The following is a 15425-nucleotide window of genomic DNA, read 5'->3' as shown; positions in this document are numbered from 1 at the left end:
GCCCCGGCCGCGGGTCTCAGGTGCCGGACAGCGGCGGGGTGGCCTGTTCCCGGGTCACCCGGCGCACCGTCCAGACCGTGATCAACAGCAGCAGCGCGTACGGCGGATAGCCCAGGGCGAGCCGGGCCACCCCGAGCGCGGTGTCCTGGTGGGCCAGGTAGAGCCCGGCCTGCACCCCGACCTTGGCCAGCCAGACCACTCCCCAGAGCACGGTCAGCTGGGTGAAGGTGCGCACCAGCCGGGGGTTGTCGCGCCACTCGGAGCGCCCCTTGGCCACCAGCACCGACCAGATCCACCCCACCAGGGGCTGCCGGATCGCCGCCGAGAGCAGCAGGACGATGCCGTAGCCGATCCCGTACAGGATGCCCGGGAGGTAGAAGTCCCGTTCGTCCCCGGTACGCCAGGCGATGGCCGCGCCGATCGCGACCCCGAAGAGTCCGTTGACGGCGTGCCGGACCGGACGGCGCTGCACCAGCCGCGCCACCGCGATCAGCACGGCCACCCCGATCGAGGCGATCACCGCCGGCCGCAGCTCCCCCAGCACGTTGGCCAGGACGAACACCACCACCGGGATGCTGGACTCGACCAGCCCGCGCCAACCGCCCAGCTGCTCGGCCATCTGCTCGGCCATGCTGGGTAGCTGTACGTCGTCCGCCGGGGTGATCTGCGGCTCGGTGGCCGGGGGCTGTCCCGTCGTCACTTCGGCGACTCCAGCTCGTAGTACGGGTTGTAGATGACCTTGCGGTCGTCCCGGAGGGCCACCCGGCCCCGCGCGGTCAGGTGCCGGCCCGGCTCGATGCCGGCGATGTGCCGCCGACCCAACCAGACCAGGGTGACCACGTCACTGCCGTCGTAGAGGTCCGCCTCCAGGGTGGGGAGGTTGGTACGCGGCGTGTAGACCACCGTGCGGAGCCGCCCGGCGACCGAGACCACCTGCCCCCGCATGCACTGCCGGGCCAGCACACCACCGGACTCGGCGCTCTCCCGGCGCAGCTCCCGCGCCTCGATCTCGGCCTCGCTGGCGGTGAACCGGCGCAGGATGCCCCGCAGCGACATCCGGCTCTCGTCGGTCGACATGACCTCCGCGTCACCCTCTCCACGCTGACCGGTCGGCACCGGTGCTGCCCCGGCCCCGGGACGGGACCGTGTCGCCAGCGTACGCCGATCCGGCCCGATCAGGTCGATGCGGTGACGTCCGCACCGCCGTGACCGGCGGCACCGGCCGCGCCCGAGGGCGGACAGCAGACCGGGCGGGAAACCGCACGACGGTCCGGGCCGGAAGCCGGACGGCGGACCAGGGGATCCGGACGAGCCGGACAGCGGACCAGGGAATCCGGACGAGCCGGACAGCGGACCGGGGAATCCGGACGACGCCGACAGCACCCCGGGCCGGACGGGCCACCGCGGTGACGCCGTCCGGCCCGGGGCGCCCGGTCAGGCCCCGCCGGAGGTGGCGTCGTCCCCGGCCTGCTCGGCCATCTCCCGGGGCAGCCGCAGCGGCAGCGGCTCGCGTACCGGCTTCGCCTCCTGACCCCGGTCGACCACCAGGCCGTCCAGGCAGACGGCGAGCGGGCCGGCCGCGGCCGGATCGGTGGCGGCGGCACCCTGGTAGACGCCCCGGACCATCCAGCGCGGCCCGTCGACGCCGACGAAACGCAGGTCGGTCGGGCCGTCCGGGGTACGTACCCGGGCGTGCAGCTCGACGCCGTACTCGCCCTGGCCCTCCTGCACGGTCGCGCCGTCGCCGACCAGCGACTGCCTGATCTCCTCGCGGACCTCGTCCCAGATCCCCTCGGACCGGGGTGCGGCGAAGACGCCGAGCTGGAGGGCGTTCTCCCCGTGCACCAGGACCACCTGCTGGACGACACCCTGCGGGTCGGCCTGCACCCGCACCTCGACCCCGGGCACCGCCGGGATGTGCAGGCTGCCCAGGTCGAGCCGCTGTACGTCGTCCGGCGCCTCGGACAGGTCGTACGGGCCACGGGTCGGACCCGCGGTCTCGTACGAGTCCAGGCCGTCGGCCCGCTGGTCACGGGCGTGCCGCCCGCCGTCGGCCCGCTTTCGGGAGAAGATCACTGCGCCCACCCTCCGCTGTTCGCACTCACCCTGCCACCTCTTCCGTCCGTTCGCCGGCCCGGTCGTCGTCCCCGGTCGGGCCGCCGGGCGGGGGCACGAGCCCGGCGTGGCCACCGGTCGACCCGTGCCCGCCGGCCCCCCGCCGGGAACCGGGCAGCTCCGCCACCGGCCGGAAATCGACCCGCTCCACCCGCTGGACAACGAGTTGCGCGATGCGATCGCCACGGGAGATCTTCGCCGGTGCGCCCCGATCATGGTTGATCAGGTTGACCAGAATCTCACCCCGGTAACCGGCGTCGACCGTACCGGGCGCGTTGAGCACCGTCACGCCGAGTCTGGCGGCCAGCCCCGAGCGCGGGTGGACCAGGCCGACGTACCCCTCCGGCAGGGCCAGCGCCACGCCGGTGGGGACCAGGGCCCGGCCGCCCGGGGGCAGCTCGACGTCCGCGGCGGCCACCAGGTCGGCACCGGCGTCACCGGGATGGGCGTACGCGGGTAGTGGCAGCTCCGGGTCGAGCTGCCGCACGGGCACGGGTACGACATGGGTCACGGGCTGCCTCTTCCGTCGACGTTCGCGGGGTGCTCCCGCCATCCTGCCGGGTCGACCGCCCGTCGGGTTCCGTACCCTTCGAGGTGTGAGCCTGTCGCCTTCCCCGTCGTCGCCGAGGTCCCCCGCCGCGGCGGCGTACTCCGAGCGGCTCGGCCTGCCGTGGTGGTGCTGGCTGGCCGGGGCGGCCCTCGCCGGGCTCGCCGCCGCCGAGGTCTGGATGGGTGCCGGCGGGGTACGGGCCTGGCTGCCCTTCGTGCTGCTGCTGCCGGCCACCCTGGCCGGGCTGTGGTGGCTGGGCCGAGTCCGGGTCGCGGTCGACGAGGCCGAGCTGCGGGTGGACGACGCCCGCCTACCCGTGCGGTACGTCGCCGACGCGGTCCCGCTCGACGCCGAGGGCCGGCGCGAGGTGCTGGGGGTGGGCGCGGACCCGCTGGCCTTCGTGGTGCAGCGGCCGTGGATCGGCGGCGCGGTGCAGGTGGTGCTCGACGATCCGGACGACCCGACCCCGTTCTGGGTGGTGAGTTCCCGCCGACCGGCCGAGCTGGCCGCCGCCCTGCTGGCCGCCCGCGACACGCCCTGAACGCGGCGAGCCGGGGGCGGTGGGGTGGCGTCAGGGCAGGGCGGTACCGCCGCCGGGCAGCTCCCGGCGTTGCCGGCGCAGGTCGCGGCGGAGTTGATCGGCGAGGGTCCGGGTGGCCCGGCGGTTCAGGTAGCTGGCCACGGCCGCCCCGGTGAGGAACGGCCCCAGCGTGGTCAGGTTACGGCCGAAGCGCTTGAGCAGGGTGTCCCGCAGCTCCTTGCGGGCGGCGGTGCCGAGCACCGCGCTCACCCCGACGCCCGGCACCATCGGGTTGATGCCCCGCTGGCTGGCCCAGGACTGGACCAGGGCGACCGTCCGCGGGGTTCCGCCGGTGGGCAGCGGCGCCCCGTAGATCTCGTGCAGCTCGCCGATCAGCTTCAACTCGATCGACACCACGGCCACCGTCTCGGCGGCCAGCAGCACCGGCGCGGAGAGCAGGGTCGGGGCGACGGTCCACTCCACCGCGGCGACCCCGCCACCGGCCGCGCCGACCCCGGCGGTGGCCCGGGTGGCGTTGCGCACCAGCCGGTCGGCGAGCGCCTCGTCGTCCAGCCCGGGGAAGTGCCGTCGCAGCGTCTCCAGGTCGCGCACCGGAATGTGCGGCGCGACGTCGGCGACCGCGTCGGTCATCCAGCGCAGCGCCGCCCTCGGCTTGAACAGGTCGGCGAGCCCCCGGTTGCGGGCCTGCCCGACCAGTCGGGTGAGCAGTTGGCGACGCCGGGCGGGCGCGAGGTCGTCGGCGGTCAGGGCCGCCACCGTCGCGCCCAGTTCGTCACCGCTGCGCTCGGCCGGGTCCGCGTCGTCTTCCCGCTCCACGCCGGTCGGTGCCGTGCCGGCCGGTTCGACGCGGGTCGGTGCCGTGCCGGCCGGTTCGACGCGGGTCGGTGCCGTGCCGGCCCGTTCGACGCCGGCCTGTTCCGCGCCGGTCGGTGCCGCGCCCTCGGCCCGCTGCGTTCCGGGCGGGTCGGAGGGGAGCGGGCTGCCGGGGCTGTCCGGGGTGCCGTGCGGTGACCCGTCGGGCGCGGTGGTCCCGGAGGCGGCGTCCGGCGTGCCTGTGCCGCCGCCTGAGCCCACCCGGACCGCCTCGGCACCCGCGGTCGGGTCCGGGGCCGCAACGTCCGTACGGACGCCGTCAGCGGGGCGCGCGGTCGTTTCCGGTCGGTCGTCGGCGACCCCGGGCACGCCGGAGGCGGCGGGAGCCACCGGAGGTGTCGGCGCGGAGCGGTCCGCCGCCGGGGCACCGTTGCCGGTGACGGTGTCGGACGGCCCGGTTCCGGACCCCGGACCGTCCGGGTCGGACCCGCCGTGCCGCTCGCCGTACTCGTTCATCCGCCTGCCCTCCCGCGGCTCCCACCTCCCTGGTGGACTCCTACCACGAGTCAAGCAGCAACCCGCCGTGTCCGCACGGCGGCTCGGTCAGCGGCGGCCCCCCGAGGAGGCCGCCGCCGGGTGTGGTGGTACTCGGACGCAGGTGCTCAGACGCACTCTCGGCAGATCAGGTCGCCGTTGCGCTCGACCGCCAGCTGGCTGCGGTGGTGCACCAGGAAGCAGCGTCCGCACCGGAACTCGTCCTGCTGCATCGGGAGGACCTTCACGGTCAGCTCCTCGTCGGCCAGGTCGGCGCCGGGCAGCTCGAAGCTCTCGGCGACCTCGGCCTCGTCGACGTCCACGGCACCCGACTGTGAGTCGACCCGCCGGGCCTTGAGCTCTTCCAGGCTGTCCTCGCCGAGGTCGACCTCGTCGCGACGCGGGGCGTCGTAGTCGGTGGCCATCGGTTCACTCTCCCATATCGATGTTGTCGCTTCCGGTTGTAACGCCGGACGACGCTGTTTCGGTTCCCACTGGCCGGCCACCAATGTTGTCGGTCGCCCGACCCGACGGCCTCCGGATCGAGGCCCTCGGAGCGAGCACCGACGAGCGCGGTACCTTACCCCTCCCCCAGGCGAGGCATGTATACCGCCCTCGCGGCAGAGATGTACGCCCTAGCGCCCCAAGATGTTCCCAATGTGACTCAGGCGACACGAAGATAGGGGTAGTACTACCCCGTTCCCGGTCGCCGCGCCGGCATGTCGGACTGTTTCCACGCGTCCGTCGGACAACCGTTAACCTCAGCGGCGTACTCGACGGCCGACGACGCCGCCCGCCGCCGACGTTCGCCGCCACCACCCACCGTCCGGGAGCACCCAGATGAGCTTTGCGCGAGTGCGAGCACTCGTTGTCGTCGGCCTGCTGGCGCTCGTCGCCCTGGTCTTCGTCGTGGTCGCCGTGGTCCGTGACACCCAGGGCAGCGGGGCCAACGCCCGGGGGTGCCCGGAGGGCTGGCCGCTGGCCGACCTGGCACTGCGCAACTACAAGGATGTCAAGATCAACATCCTCAACGGCACCAACGAGCCGGGCCTGGCCGGCAGCGTGGCGGACGACTTCCGCAACCGGAAGTTCCAGGTCAAGAAGCAGGGCAACGGCGCGCACTTCGAGGGCGTCGCGCTGCTGCGCTTCGGTCCCAAGGGGGTCGGCTCCGCGCACCTGCTGCGGGCGTTCTTCCTCAACAACGCCGAACGGGACTACGACGCCAAGCGCCAGGACGACACGGTCGACGTGGTGCTGGGCGACGGTTTCCAGCAGTTGGCCACCACCACCGAGGTCAACCAGTCCCTCGGTGACCTGGGAGCGCCGGTCGCCCCGGAGGGCTCCTGCCCGATGCCGGTCGAGGACCGCTAGCCGACCCGACGCGGCAGGCCGGCCGAGGACCACCGCCAGCAGGGCCGACCAAGGCCCGCCGGCCAGGCCGGTAGCGGATCACCGCCAGCAGCAGCGCCGCCGGTCGGGGGCAGCGCCGCCCGGTGGCGCGCAGCCGGGCCGCGCGGTCAGGGGCCGCCGGAGGCGTCCAGGGCGGCCAGCCGGCTGTGCAGCGCCGCGAACAGCGCCGGCGGGGCCGCGATGACCAGATCGGGGCCGGGTGGCAGGCCGTTCAGCCCGGTCACCCGCAGCCCGGCCTCCGCCGCGACGAGTCCCCCGGCGGCCAGGTCCCAGGCGGCCAGCCCCTTCTCGTAGTAGGCGTCGACCCGCCCCTCGGCGGCCAGGCAGAGATCCAGCGCCGCCGCCCCCATCCGTCGGATGTCCCGGACGTCCGCGATCAGGTCGGCGATCACCCGGGCCTGGTGCAGGCGGCGGCGGGGGTCGTAGCCGAAGCCGGTGGCGACCAGCGCCTGCCCCAGGTCGACCTCGGTCGAGCAGCGCAGTCGTTCGCCGTCACGCCAGGCTCCGCCGCCCGCGGTGGCGGTCCACTCCTCGCCGGTCGCCACGTTGCGGACCACCCCGGCGACCACCTGCCCGTCCACCTCGGCGGCGAGGGAGACCGCGCAGTACGGGAGCCCGTACAGGTAGTTCACCGTCCCGTCGATCGGGTCGACGATCCAGCGGACCACGCCGGACCCGACCGACCCGGCCGCCGCTCCCCCGTACTCCTCGCCGAGCACCACGTCCTGCGGACGGACCGCGCGCAGGGCCTCCAGGACCTGCCGCTCCACCGCCCGGTCGGCGGCGGTGACCACGTCGGTGGCGGTGCTCTTGGTCGCCGCGACGGAGACCCCCTCGGCCCGCATCCGGGCCGCGGTGCCGGCCGCGTCCCGGGCCACCCCGACCGCGATCTCCAGTAGTTCCCGGGAGGTCGGCACGGAACCGGTCATGGAAGCTGCCCCTTTCGCACCGAGCTGCGCGCACCGGACGTACCGGACGGAGATCCCGAGGCACGCCGAGCCGACGCCTCCCCCGAAATCGGCACGACACGCCCAGCGGGCCACATCGTGGATCTCGCCCGGACAGCATAGGCACGCGCCGGGCGGGGCGCGCGACGCGTGTCCCGCCAGGTCCCGACGTGTCCACGGCCCGCCGGACGGGCGCACGGGCAACGGGCGGGTAGGATAACCACAAAACCGACATAACTACCGAACCGGCGGTACAGACGACCGGTTGCCGTGCGCCGCAGGATGATCGCGGCAACCGGGGTTACAATTCACCCTGCCCACGCGCCACGGACCGCCGCCGCACAGCCGGACCGGGACACGGGGGTCACTCAACGACATCGCACGGCACGGCACGCCACGCTGCGCCGGACGACCCCGGCCGTGCTCGCTCTTCGCCTCCGGAAGGTCATTCGTGACAGAACCCCGCCAGCCCGGCGCCGACGTTCGCTCGCTCACCGACACCCTGATCGCCCACGCCCAGAGCGCCGGCGGCCAGTTGACGTCGGCCCAGCTCGCGCGCACCGTCGAGACCGCCGAGGTGACCCCGGCCCAGGCCAAGAAGATCCTGCGGGCGCTCTCCGAGGCGGGCGTGACCGTGGTGGTCGACGGCTCCGCCAGCACCCGTCCCCGTCGGGTGGCCGCCGCGCGCTCGGCCACCCCGGCCTCGCGGGCCACCACCGCCAAGACCACCAAGAAGGCGGCCACACCGGCCCCGAAGCAGGCCCCCGCCGCCGAGGAGGCCACCGCGCCGGCCCCGCGCAAGGCGGCCCCCCGCAAGGCCGCCACCCCCGCGGGGATGGCCGCCAAGGCCGTCGCACCGGCCGCCAAGGCGACGAAGTCCACCCGGGCCACCAAGGCGACCGTCGCCGACGCCGGCAAGGCCGCCGCCAAGCCCAAGGGCGAGGGCGCCGAGGCGGACATCGACCCCGAGCAACTGGCCGCCGAGATCGAGGACGTGGTGGTCGAGGAGCCGGCCGAGCTGACCCGGGCCGCCGAGACCGACGCCGCCGCGTCCGCCACCGACAACGACTTCGAGTGGGACGACGAGGAGTCCGAGGCGCTCAAGCAGGCCCGGCGGGACGCCGAACTCACCGCCTCCGCCGACTCGGTCCGGGCCTACCTCAAGCAGATCGGCAAGGTCCCGCTGCTCAACGCCGAGCAGGAGGTCGAGCTGGCCAAGCGGATCGAGGCCGGCCTCTACTCCGCCGAGCGGCTGCGGGCCGCCGACGAGGGCGAGGAGAAGCTCACCCGCGACATGCAGCGCGACCTGCTCTGGATCTCCCGGGACGGTGAGCGCGCCAAGAACCACCTGCTGGAGGCGAACCTCCGACTGGTCGTCTCGCTGGCCAAGCGGTACACCGGGCGCGGGATGGCCTTCCTCGACCTGATCCAGGAGGGCAACCTCGGCCTGATCCGCGCGGTCGAGAAGTTCGACTACACCAAGGGCTACAAGTTCTCCACGTACGCCACCTGGTGGATCCGGCAGGCGATCACCCGGGCGATGGCCGACCAGGCCCGCACCATCCGTATCCCGGTGCACATGGTCGAAGTGATCAACAAGCTCGGCCGCATCCAGCGTGAGCTGCTCCAGGACCTGGGCCGCGAGCCCACCCCGGAGGAGCTGGCCAAGGAGATGGACATCACACCCGAGAAGGTGCTGGAGATCCAGCAGTACGCTCGGGAGCCGATCTCGCTCGACCAGACCATCGGCGACGAGGGCGACAGCCAGCTCGGTGACTTCATCGAGGACTCGGAAGCCGTCGTCGCCGTCGACGCCGTCTCGTTCTCCCTGCTGCAGGACCAGCTCCAGCAGGTCCTGCAGACGCTCTCCGAGCGGGAGGCGGGGGTGGTGCGGCTCCGCTTCGGCCTGACCGACGGCCAACCGCGCACCCTCGACGAGATCGGCCAGGTCTACGGGGTGACCCGGGAGCGGATCCGGCAGATCGAGTCCAAGACGATGTCCAAACTCCGACACCCGTCCCGTTCGCAGGTGCTTCGGGACTACCTGGACTGAGCCGGTCACGTCAACCCGTAGTGTCGGTTTGATCACCAGCCGTAGAACACCCGAAGCTGGCCGGTCCAATACGTGTTTGTGATCGTTGACGTGGCACCCTGGGTGCACGGCACACTGTCCTTCCCGCCAGGTGTGACCTCGGTCCCCCGCGGGCACACTGGGAAGGCGGGGCCCGGTAAGGGTGTTGCACGATGAGTGAGCAACGACCGAAGAGAGTGTTCATCGGTGACGACCAGAGGAGGAAGGCGATGACCCCGACCCTCACGCCGCCGCCCGCAACGGTGGCGCCCCCAGCCGCCGATGAACGGTGCGACCGCTGCAATGCTGCCGGCAAGCTCCGTATCACTCTGGCGGGTGGGAGCGAGTTGGTGTTCTGTGGGCACCACGCGAACAAGTACGCCGAGGATCTCGTGAAGATCACGGTGAAGTTCGCGACGGACCCGGAGTTCACCTGGCGTGGCGCCGACCTGATGGCGAACTGAATCCGTACCCGTACGACGACATAGCTGGCCGGAGGGATCCACAGGATCCCTCCGGCCAGCTTTTCGTCCAGCCGCGCGGGGCGGCAGCCGACGGGCCGGGGCGTCAGAGGGTCTGGAGGGTGGCTATGCGTTCCTCGAGTTGTTCGATGGTCGCCTGGGCGCTCGGCGGGCCGCCGCAGATCCGACGGAGTTCCGCGTGGATCTTGCCGTGGGGCAGACCGGTGCGGTGGTGCCGGGCGGCCACCAGGGCGTTCAGTTGACGCCGTAGGCCCACCCGGCGCTGGGCGGCACTCAGAGGTACCGCGGGGGCGGCGGGGGCCGTAGCGGCCGGCTCAGCGGCCCGGGTGGCTGCCCGCCGGCGCTGCGCGGCGAGCTGGTCGGCCTGACGTTTGGTCAGCAGCTGCGACACCTGGTCGGCGGTGAGCAGGCCGGGCAGGCCGAGGTACTCCTCCTCCTCGGGGGTGCCGGCCTGGGCGGCGGTGCCGAAGGACGCCCCGTCGAAGATCACCTGGTCCAGTTCGGCGGTCGCGGAGAGCGCGGTGAACCGCTTCTCCAGCTCGCCACTGGCCTGGTCGTCGCGCTGGGCGCGCTCCAGCAGCTCGTCGTCGAAGCCCTCCCGGTCCTTGGGCTTGCCGAGCACGTGGTCCCGCTCGGCCTCCATCTCGCTGGCCAGCCCGAGCAGGTGCGGCACGCTCGGCACGAAGACCGAGGCCGTCTCGCCGGAGCGTCGGGCCCGGACGAAGCGGCCGATGGCCTGGGCGAAGTAGAGCGGGGTGCTGGCGCTGGTGGCGTACACCCCGACCGCCAGCCGGGGGATGTCGACGCCCTCGGAGACCATCCGGACCGCCACCAACCACCGCTGGGTGGACGCCGCGAACGTCGCGATCCGGGCGGACGCCCCCTGGTCGTCGGAGAGCACCACGGTGGCCTTCTCCCCGGTCACCTGCTCGATCAGCTTGGCGTACGAGCGGGCGGTCTGCTGGTCACTGGCGATGATCAGCCCACCGGCGTCGGCCATCCCGGCGTTGCGCAGCACCGTCAGCCGGGCGTCGGCGGCCCGCAGCACCTGCGGCATCCAGTCCCCGGCCGGGTCCAGGGCGGTCCGCCAGGCCTGGGCGATCAGGTCCTGGGTCATCGGCTCGCCGAGCCGCGCCGCCAGCTCGTCCCCGGCGTTGGTGCGCCACCGGGTCTCCCCCGAGTACGCCAGGAACAGCACCGGGCGCACGACACCGTCGCGCAGCGCGTCGGAGTAGCCGTAGACCGAGTCGGCGCGGGAGCGCAGCAGCCCGTCGCCGCCGCGCTCGTAGCTGACGAACGGGATCGGGTTGTCGTCGGAGCGGAACGGCGTCCCGGTGAGCATCAGCCGACGTACCGCGGGCTCGAAGGCGTTCTTGACCCCGTCGCCCCAGGAGCGGGAGTCCCCGGCGTGGTGGATCTCGTCGAGGATGACCAGGGTGCGCCGGGTCATGGTGCGCCGCCGGTGCACCTGGGGGGCCATCCCGACCTGGGCGTAGGTGACGACCGCGCCGTGGAAGTCGGCGGCGGAGTGCAGGTCGGCGTTGCGGAACGCCGAATCGAGCTGGATGCCGACCCGGGCGGCGGCCTGCGCCCACTGGGTCTTCAGGTGCTCGGTCGGGGCGACCACGGTGACCGCCTCGACGGTGCCGTCGACCAGCAACTCGGCGGCGATCCGCAGGGCGAACGTGGTCTTGCCGGCGCCGGGGGTGGCGACGGCGGTGAAGTCTTCGGTACGACGGCGCAGGTACTCCACCATCGCCTTGCGCTGCCAGGCCCGCAGGGGTGGGAACGTCTCCAACGCCGGCAACCGGGGTGCCACCCGAGGCTCCTCTCCGACCGCACGAGGCGGATCCGGGCCGAGGGCCACGGTACCGCCGCCCATGAAAACGCCTCCGCGCACCGCATGCCGCGAAGGCCGGCCCAGCATAACCAGCCGGCCCGGGCATCCCCAGCCGACACCACGCCGACCGGCACCGCCCCTGGTCAGGACGGCGGGCGGTCGAGGCCGGTCTCCGGGGGACGCATCGTCGCCACCGGGGCCGACCAGCGCCGCCGCAGCGCCACCAGGCGCAGGACGAAGACCAGCAGCGCCGCCGCGGTCAGCCCGCCCACCCCGGCGTACCCCAGGCCGGTCAGCAGCACCACCAGGATCGATCCGGCAAGCGCGGCGACGGCGTAGATCTCCCGGCGCAGCACCACCGGGATCTCGGCGGTGAGCAGGTCCCGGCCGAGGCCGCCGCCGATCGCGGTGAGCATGCCGATCACCACCGCGCCGACCGCCGGCACCCGGGCGTCGAGCGCCTTGAGCGTGCCGGTGACGGTGAACAGCGCCAGGCCGGCGGCGTCGAGCACCAGCACGGTGGTCCGCAGCCGGGCGAGCTGCGGGTGCAGCCAGAACACGGCGGTGGCGGTGACCGCGGCGGTGGCGGCGTACCGCCAGTCGGCGAAGGCGAGCGGCGGGACCTCGTCGATGGCCAGGTCCCGGAAGATCCCGCCGCCCAGTGCCGCGACGAACCCGACGAACACCACGCCGAACAGGTCGAGCCGCTTGGCCACCGCCGCGGAGGCCCCGGAGGCGGCGAAGACGGCCACCCCGGTCAGGTCGGCCAGGAGCAGGGCGGTGGAGGTGTTCACACCGCCGAAGGGTACGGGTGCGGCCCGCCGGGCCGCCCCGGATCACTCGCGGTACGAGTCGTAGATCTCCTTGCACTTCGGGCAGACCGGGGAGCCGGGCTTGGCGGCCTTGGTCACCGGGAACGTCTCGCCGCAGAGCGCCACCACGTAGGTGCCCATCACGGCACTCTCGGCGATCTTCTCTTTGCGCACGTAATGGAACATCTCGGGACCGGTGTCGGCATCCTTCAACTCCGGACGCTCAAGAACCTCTGTACTCACAGTCACACCTCCAACAGCCCCAGTTTGGCAGGTCGACCAGGTCCGGTCCACCGCAGCCCACCCCGACGGTGGCCCGTTACGGTAGCCGACGTGACCACCTTCCACATCCGTCCCGGCACCGCGGTCGCCGAGGCCCTGCGCGACGGCCGTCCCGTCGTCGCCCTGGAGAGCACCATCGTCTCGCACGGTCTGCCCCGACCGGACAACCTGCGCGTCGCCCGGGAGATCGAGCAGACGGTACGCGACGCGGGCGCCGTCCCCGCCACCATCGGCATGGTCGGCGGCGAACTCGTCGTCGGCCTCGACGACGACCAGCTGACCCGCCTCGCCACCGTCGATCCGGTGGCCAAGCTCTCCGTCCGTGACCTCGCCGTGGCCGCCGCCACCGGCGCGGACGGGGCCACCACGGTGGCCGCCACCAGCGCGGTGGCCGCCGCCGTGGGGATCGGTGTCTTCGCCACCGGCGGACTGGGCGGGGTGCACCGGGAGGCGGCGCAGACCTTCGACGAGTCGGCCGACCTGGTCACCCTGGCCCGCACCCCGATCACGGTGGTCTGCGCCGGGGTCAAGTCGATCCTCGACGTCGGGGCCACCCTGGAGCGGCTGGAGACCCTCGGCGTCGGGGTGGTCGGTTACCGCACCCGCCGCTTCCCCGGTTTCTACCTGACCGACGCCGGGTTCGACCTGGACTGGTCGGTGGACTCCCCCGAGCAGGTCGCCGAGGTGCTGGCCGCCCGGGAGCAGCACGGCGTACACCGGGGCGGGTTGATCGTGGCGAACCCGCTGCCGGTCGACGAGCAGCTCGACCCGGCGCTGCACGACCGGACCCTGACCGAGGGGCTGGCCCGGCTGGGCCGCGACGGCGTCACCGGCAAGGCGGTCACCCCGTTCCTGCTGGCCCACTTCCACTCGGCCACCGAGGGCGCCAGCCTGGCGGTCAACGTGCGGATCATCCTGCGGAACGCCGACCTGGCCGCGCGGATCGCGGTCGCGTCCGCCCGGCGCGGGACGGCATGACCGGTCCGGGCCGGATCGTGGTGGTCGGCGACCTGATCACCGACGTGATCGCGGTGCTGGCCGGGGCGCTGGCCAGCGGCTCGGACACCCCGGCCGCGATCAGGGTGACCGGCGGCGGCCAGGCGGCGAACACCGCCGCCTGGATCGCCGCCCAGCACGCCCCGGTGACGCTGGTCGGCGCGATCGGCGACGACAGCGCCGGCCGGGACCGGGTGGCCGAGCTGGAACGGGCCGGGGTGGACTGCGCGGTCGAGGTGCACCCGCGGACCAGCACCGGCACGGTGATCGTGCTGGCCACCGCCGCCGAGCGGACCATGGTCACCGAGCGGGGGGCCAACCTGCGGTTGACCGCCGGCCATGTCGACCGGGCGCTGGCGGCCGCGCCCGACGCCACCCACCTGCACCTGTCGGCGTACTGCCTGCTGGACGCCGCCTCCCGACCGGCCGGGCTGCGCGCGTTGGCCGCCGCCCGCGAGCGGGGGTTGACCACCAGCGTCGACGCGGCCTCCGCGGCCCCGCTACGGCGGATCGGCGCGGCGGCCTTCCTGTCCTGGGTACGTGACGTCGACCTGCTGCTGGTCAACGCGGACGAGGCGGGGGTGCTGGCCGGCGGGCTGGACCCGGCGGCGCAGGCGCGGGCGCTGTCGGCGGCGGCCCGGCGGGTGGTGGTGAAGCGCGGTGGGGCGGGTGCGATCTGGGTGGACCGGCGGGAGACGATCGGGGTGACCCCCTCGCTGCGGGTCGCCGTGGTGGACGTGACCGGTGCCGGGGACGCCTTCGCGGCGGGTCTGCTCACCGCCTGGACGGCCGGCGCGACACCGCGTGCCGCGCTGGCCCGGGCCGCCGACCTCGGCGCCCTGGCGGTCTCCACGGTGGGTGCCCGCCCCACGCCCGAGGCGGCGGCCGGGTAGCGGGGCGGTCCGTGCGGCCGGGTGGCCGGCCGGGTCGAGCGTCAGGGCTCGACGTCGATGATCCGGTGCGGGCGTTCCTCGGCGGTGAGGCTCATCGGCGGCGTCTCGTCGCGGTGACGGGGCTGGAACCTGTTGGCGAGGCGGTGCTCCTCCTTGGGCGGGCGGTCGTTGGCGAGCAGCACCGCCAGCCAGGGGATGAGGATCATGCCCAGCGCCACCAGCGGCAGCCAGAGCCAGAGCAATGGGGCCTGCACGCCGACCAGGACCGCGCCGGCGATCACACACGCCACCCGGATGCCCATCATCAGCACGTACCGCTTCTGTCGGCTGGTGAGCTGGTCGTCCTGGCTGCGCGAGGCGTCGGTGATCAGAATCGGCTGGTACGCCTGACGCTTCACCATGGACCTCCTGAGGGGGATTCCCCCCATCCTGTCACCGCACCACCTTGATCAGCGAAAATCGACGTACCCCGGCGGCGTGTTACGTTCGTGGTACGCTCCGCCGGTGGGCAGCCGGTTCAGCTTCACCGACGAGGCGTTGGCCAACCTGCGGGTCTACGACGTCACCTCCGGGGAAGTCTGGGAGGCGCTGCACAGCACCCGCCGGGTGATCCGGCACCTCGGCGAGGACCTGACGGTCGTCTACGCCGCGAGCCGTCGCGGCCGACGGCTGGCCGTCCTGCTCGCCGAGGCCGACGGCACCGACCACGACTGGGATGTCCTCTCCGCCCGCGAGCTGAGCGACGTCGAGGCCAAACGCTACGACGAGGCCGTGCGGAGAACGCGCCGATGAGGAGGCGACGGCGATGAACCGTAACGAGGCCATCAGGCGATTCCACGACGGCGACGACACGTTCGTCGAGTTGATCGACGACAGTCAGCCGGTGGAGCTGCCCGCCCCCGACACCGACGTGCCGATGGTCAGCCGCTCGGTACGCCTGCCGCTGGACACCTACGAGCGGGTCCGGTCGGCGGCGGAGGCCCGCGGCATCGGGGTCACCACGCTGATGCGGCAGTGGATCGAGGCCGGCCTGGCCGACCTGGACGACTCGGCCACCGTCTCGCTCGCCGACGTCCGCCGGGCGCTCGCCTCGCTCTCCCGCCCCACCGCCGCCTGACCCCACCGCCCGACCCGCGCCG

The 15425-nt window shown here is 73.5% G+C and carries 19 protein-coding genes; 8 read left to right on the top strand and 11 right to left on the bottom strand.

Features of this window, described 5'->3' with window-relative positions:
* Positions 1-16: 16 nt before the first annotated feature.
* The 4 genes from O7612_RS09280 to dut all read right to left on the bottom strand — a co-directional run bounded on the left by O7612_RS09280 (position 17) and on the right by dut (position 2668).
* Positions 17-700 carry a DUF3159 domain-containing protein gene (locus O7612_RS09280; protein WP_282272244.1) on the bottom strand — a complete coding sequence of 228 codons (684 nt, stop codon included), beginning with the start codon at positions 698-700 and terminating at the stop codon, positions 17-19.
* Positions 697-1077 (bottom strand): OB-fold nucleic acid binding domain-containing protein, encoded by a 381-nt coding sequence (locus tag O7612_RS09275; RefSeq protein WP_282272242.1) that lies wholly within the window; start codon positions 1075-1077, stop codon positions 697-699. Before O7612_RS09275 ends, O7612_RS09280 begins: the two co-directional genes overlap by 4 nt.
* A gap of 357 nt (positions 1078-1434) precedes the next feature.
* Entirely contained in the window at positions 1435-2076 is a 642-nt protein-coding gene (locus O7612_RS09270) for a DUF3710 domain-containing protein (protein WP_282272240.1), read from the bottom strand.
* 25 nt (positions 2077-2101) lie between these two features.
* Positions 2102-2668, bottom strand: a complete 567-nt coding sequence (gene dut, locus O7612_RS09265; RefSeq protein WP_282272238.1) for a dUTP diphosphatase — start codon at positions 2666-2668, stop codon at positions 2102-2104.
* Positions 2669-2711: 43 nt separating this feature from the next.
* On the opposite strand from dut, the gene O7612_RS09260 reads away from it, so the two are divergent.
* Positions 2712-3206, top strand: coding sequence for a DUF3093 domain-containing protein (locus tag O7612_RS09260; protein WP_282272236.1), 495 nt, complete (start codon positions 2712-2714; stop codon positions 3204-3206).
* A 30-nt stretch (positions 3207-3236) separates the two neighbouring features.
* Here the strand turns inward: O7612_RS09260 and O7612_RS09255 are convergent, their stop codons facing one another.
* Together O7612_RS09255 and O7612_RS09250 are read right to left on the bottom strand one after the other, a co-directional pair.
* Positions 3237-4022 carry a hypothetical protein gene (locus tag O7612_RS09255; protein WP_282273856.1) on the bottom strand — a complete coding sequence of 262 codons (786 nt, stop codon included), beginning with the start codon at positions 4020-4022 and terminating at the stop codon, positions 3237-3239.
* A 659-nt stretch (positions 4023-4681) separates the two neighbouring features.
* Positions 4682-4978 (bottom strand): DUF4193 domain-containing protein, encoded by a 297-nt coding sequence (locus O7612_RS09250; RefSeq protein WP_067315205.1) that lies wholly within the window; start codon positions 4976-4978, stop codon positions 4682-4684.
* A gap of 430 nt (positions 4979-5408) precedes the next feature.
* Between O7612_RS09250 and O7612_RS09245 the strand changes: the two genes are divergently transcribed.
* A complete protein-coding gene (locus tag O7612_RS09245) occupies positions 5409-5924 on the top strand; it encodes a LytR C-terminal domain-containing protein (protein ID WP_282273855.1) in 516 nt (171 codons plus the stop codon).
* Between the two features lie 146 nt (positions 5925-6070).
* Here O7612_RS09245 and O7612_RS09240 read toward each other — a convergent pair whose 3' ends face one another.
* Positions 6071-6892 (bottom strand): inositol monophosphatase family protein, encoded by an 822-nt coding sequence (locus O7612_RS09240; RefSeq protein ID WP_282272234.1) that lies wholly within the window; start codon positions 6890-6892, stop codon positions 6071-6073.
* Between the two features lie 469 nt (positions 6893-7361).
* On the opposite strand from O7612_RS09240, the gene O7612_RS09235 reads away from it, so the two are divergent.
* Together O7612_RS09235 and O7612_RS09230 are read left to right on the top strand one after the other, a co-directional pair.
* Complete coding sequence (locus O7612_RS09235; protein ID WP_282272232.1) at positions 7362-8963, top strand: RNA polymerase sigma factor; 1602 nt, start codon at positions 7362-7364, stop codon at positions 8961-8963.
* 248 nt (positions 8964-9211) lie between these two features.
* Positions 9212-9445: a hypothetical protein gene (locus O7612_RS09230; RefSeq protein ID WP_067313888.1), complete on the top strand. Its 234-nt coding sequence runs from the start codon at positions 9212-9214 to the stop codon at positions 9443-9445.
* A 103-nt stretch (positions 9446-9548) separates the two neighbouring features.
* Here O7612_RS09230 and O7612_RS09225 read toward each other — a convergent pair whose 3' ends face one another.
* The 3 genes from O7612_RS09225 to O7612_RS09215 all read right to left on the bottom strand — a co-directional run bounded on the left by O7612_RS09225 (position 9549) and on the right by O7612_RS09215 (position 12364).
* Entirely contained in the window at positions 9549-11282 is a 1734-nt protein-coding gene (locus O7612_RS09225; RefSeq protein WP_282272229.1) for a DEAD/DEAH box helicase, read from the bottom strand.
* A 164-nt stretch (positions 11283-11446) separates the two neighbouring features.
* On the bottom strand, positions 11447-12097 hold the full coding sequence (locus O7612_RS09220) for a trimeric intracellular cation channel family protein (protein ID WP_282272226.1): 651 nt from the start codon (positions 12095-12097) through the stop codon (positions 11447-11449).
* Positions 12098-12139: 42 nt separating this feature from the next.
* Positions 12140-12364, bottom strand: coding sequence for a DUF3039 domain-containing protein (locus O7612_RS09215; protein WP_176739083.1), 225 nt, complete (start codon positions 12362-12364; stop codon positions 12140-12142).
* 84 nt (positions 12365-12448) lie between these two features.
* Between O7612_RS09215 and O7612_RS09210 the strand changes: the two genes are divergently transcribed.
* Together O7612_RS09210 and O7612_RS09205 are read left to right on the top strand one after the other, a co-directional pair.
* Positions 12449-13375: a pseudouridine-5'-phosphate glycosidase gene (locus O7612_RS09210; RefSeq protein WP_282272224.1), complete on the top strand. Its 927-nt coding sequence runs from the start codon at positions 12449-12451 to the stop codon at positions 13373-13375.
* A complete protein-coding gene (locus O7612_RS09205) occupies positions 13372-14286 on the top strand; it encodes a carbohydrate kinase family protein (protein ID WP_282272222.1) in 915 nt (304 codons plus the stop codon). Before O7612_RS09210 ends, O7612_RS09205 begins: the two co-directional genes overlap by 4 nt.
* 41 nt (positions 14287-14327) lie before the next feature.
* Here O7612_RS09205 and O7612_RS09200 read toward each other — a convergent pair whose 3' ends face one another.
* Positions 14328-14687 (bottom strand): DUF3099 domain-containing protein, encoded by a 360-nt coding sequence (locus O7612_RS09200; RefSeq protein ID WP_172898388.1) that lies wholly within the window; start codon positions 14685-14687, stop codon positions 14328-14330.
* A gap of 103 nt (positions 14688-14790) precedes the next feature.
* Here O7612_RS09200 and O7612_RS09195 point away from each other — a divergent pair, with 103 nt between their 5' ends.
* Both O7612_RS09195 and O7612_RS09190 read left to right on the top strand, forming a co-directional pair.
* The gene (locus O7612_RS09195; protein WP_282272220.1) at positions 14791-15078 is read left to right on the top strand and encodes a hypothetical protein; all 288 of its coding nucleotides are present in this window, start codon (positions 14791-14793) and stop codon (positions 15076-15078) included.
* Positions 15079-15091: 13 nt separating this feature from the next.
* Positions 15092-15403 (top strand): hypothetical protein, encoded by a 312-nt coding sequence (locus O7612_RS09190; protein WP_282272218.1) that lies wholly within the window; start codon positions 15092-15094, stop codon positions 15401-15403.
* Positions 15404-15425: the final 22 nt, after the last annotated feature.

Origin of the sequence: Micromonospora sp. WMMD987 (assembly GCF_029581435.1) — a bacterium.
Taxonomy (GTDB): domain Bacteria; phylum Actinomycetota; class Actinomycetes; order Mycobacteriales; family Micromonosporaceae; genus Micromonospora; species Micromonospora rifamycinica.
This window is presented reverse-complemented; position numbering and strand designations above follow the sequence as displayed.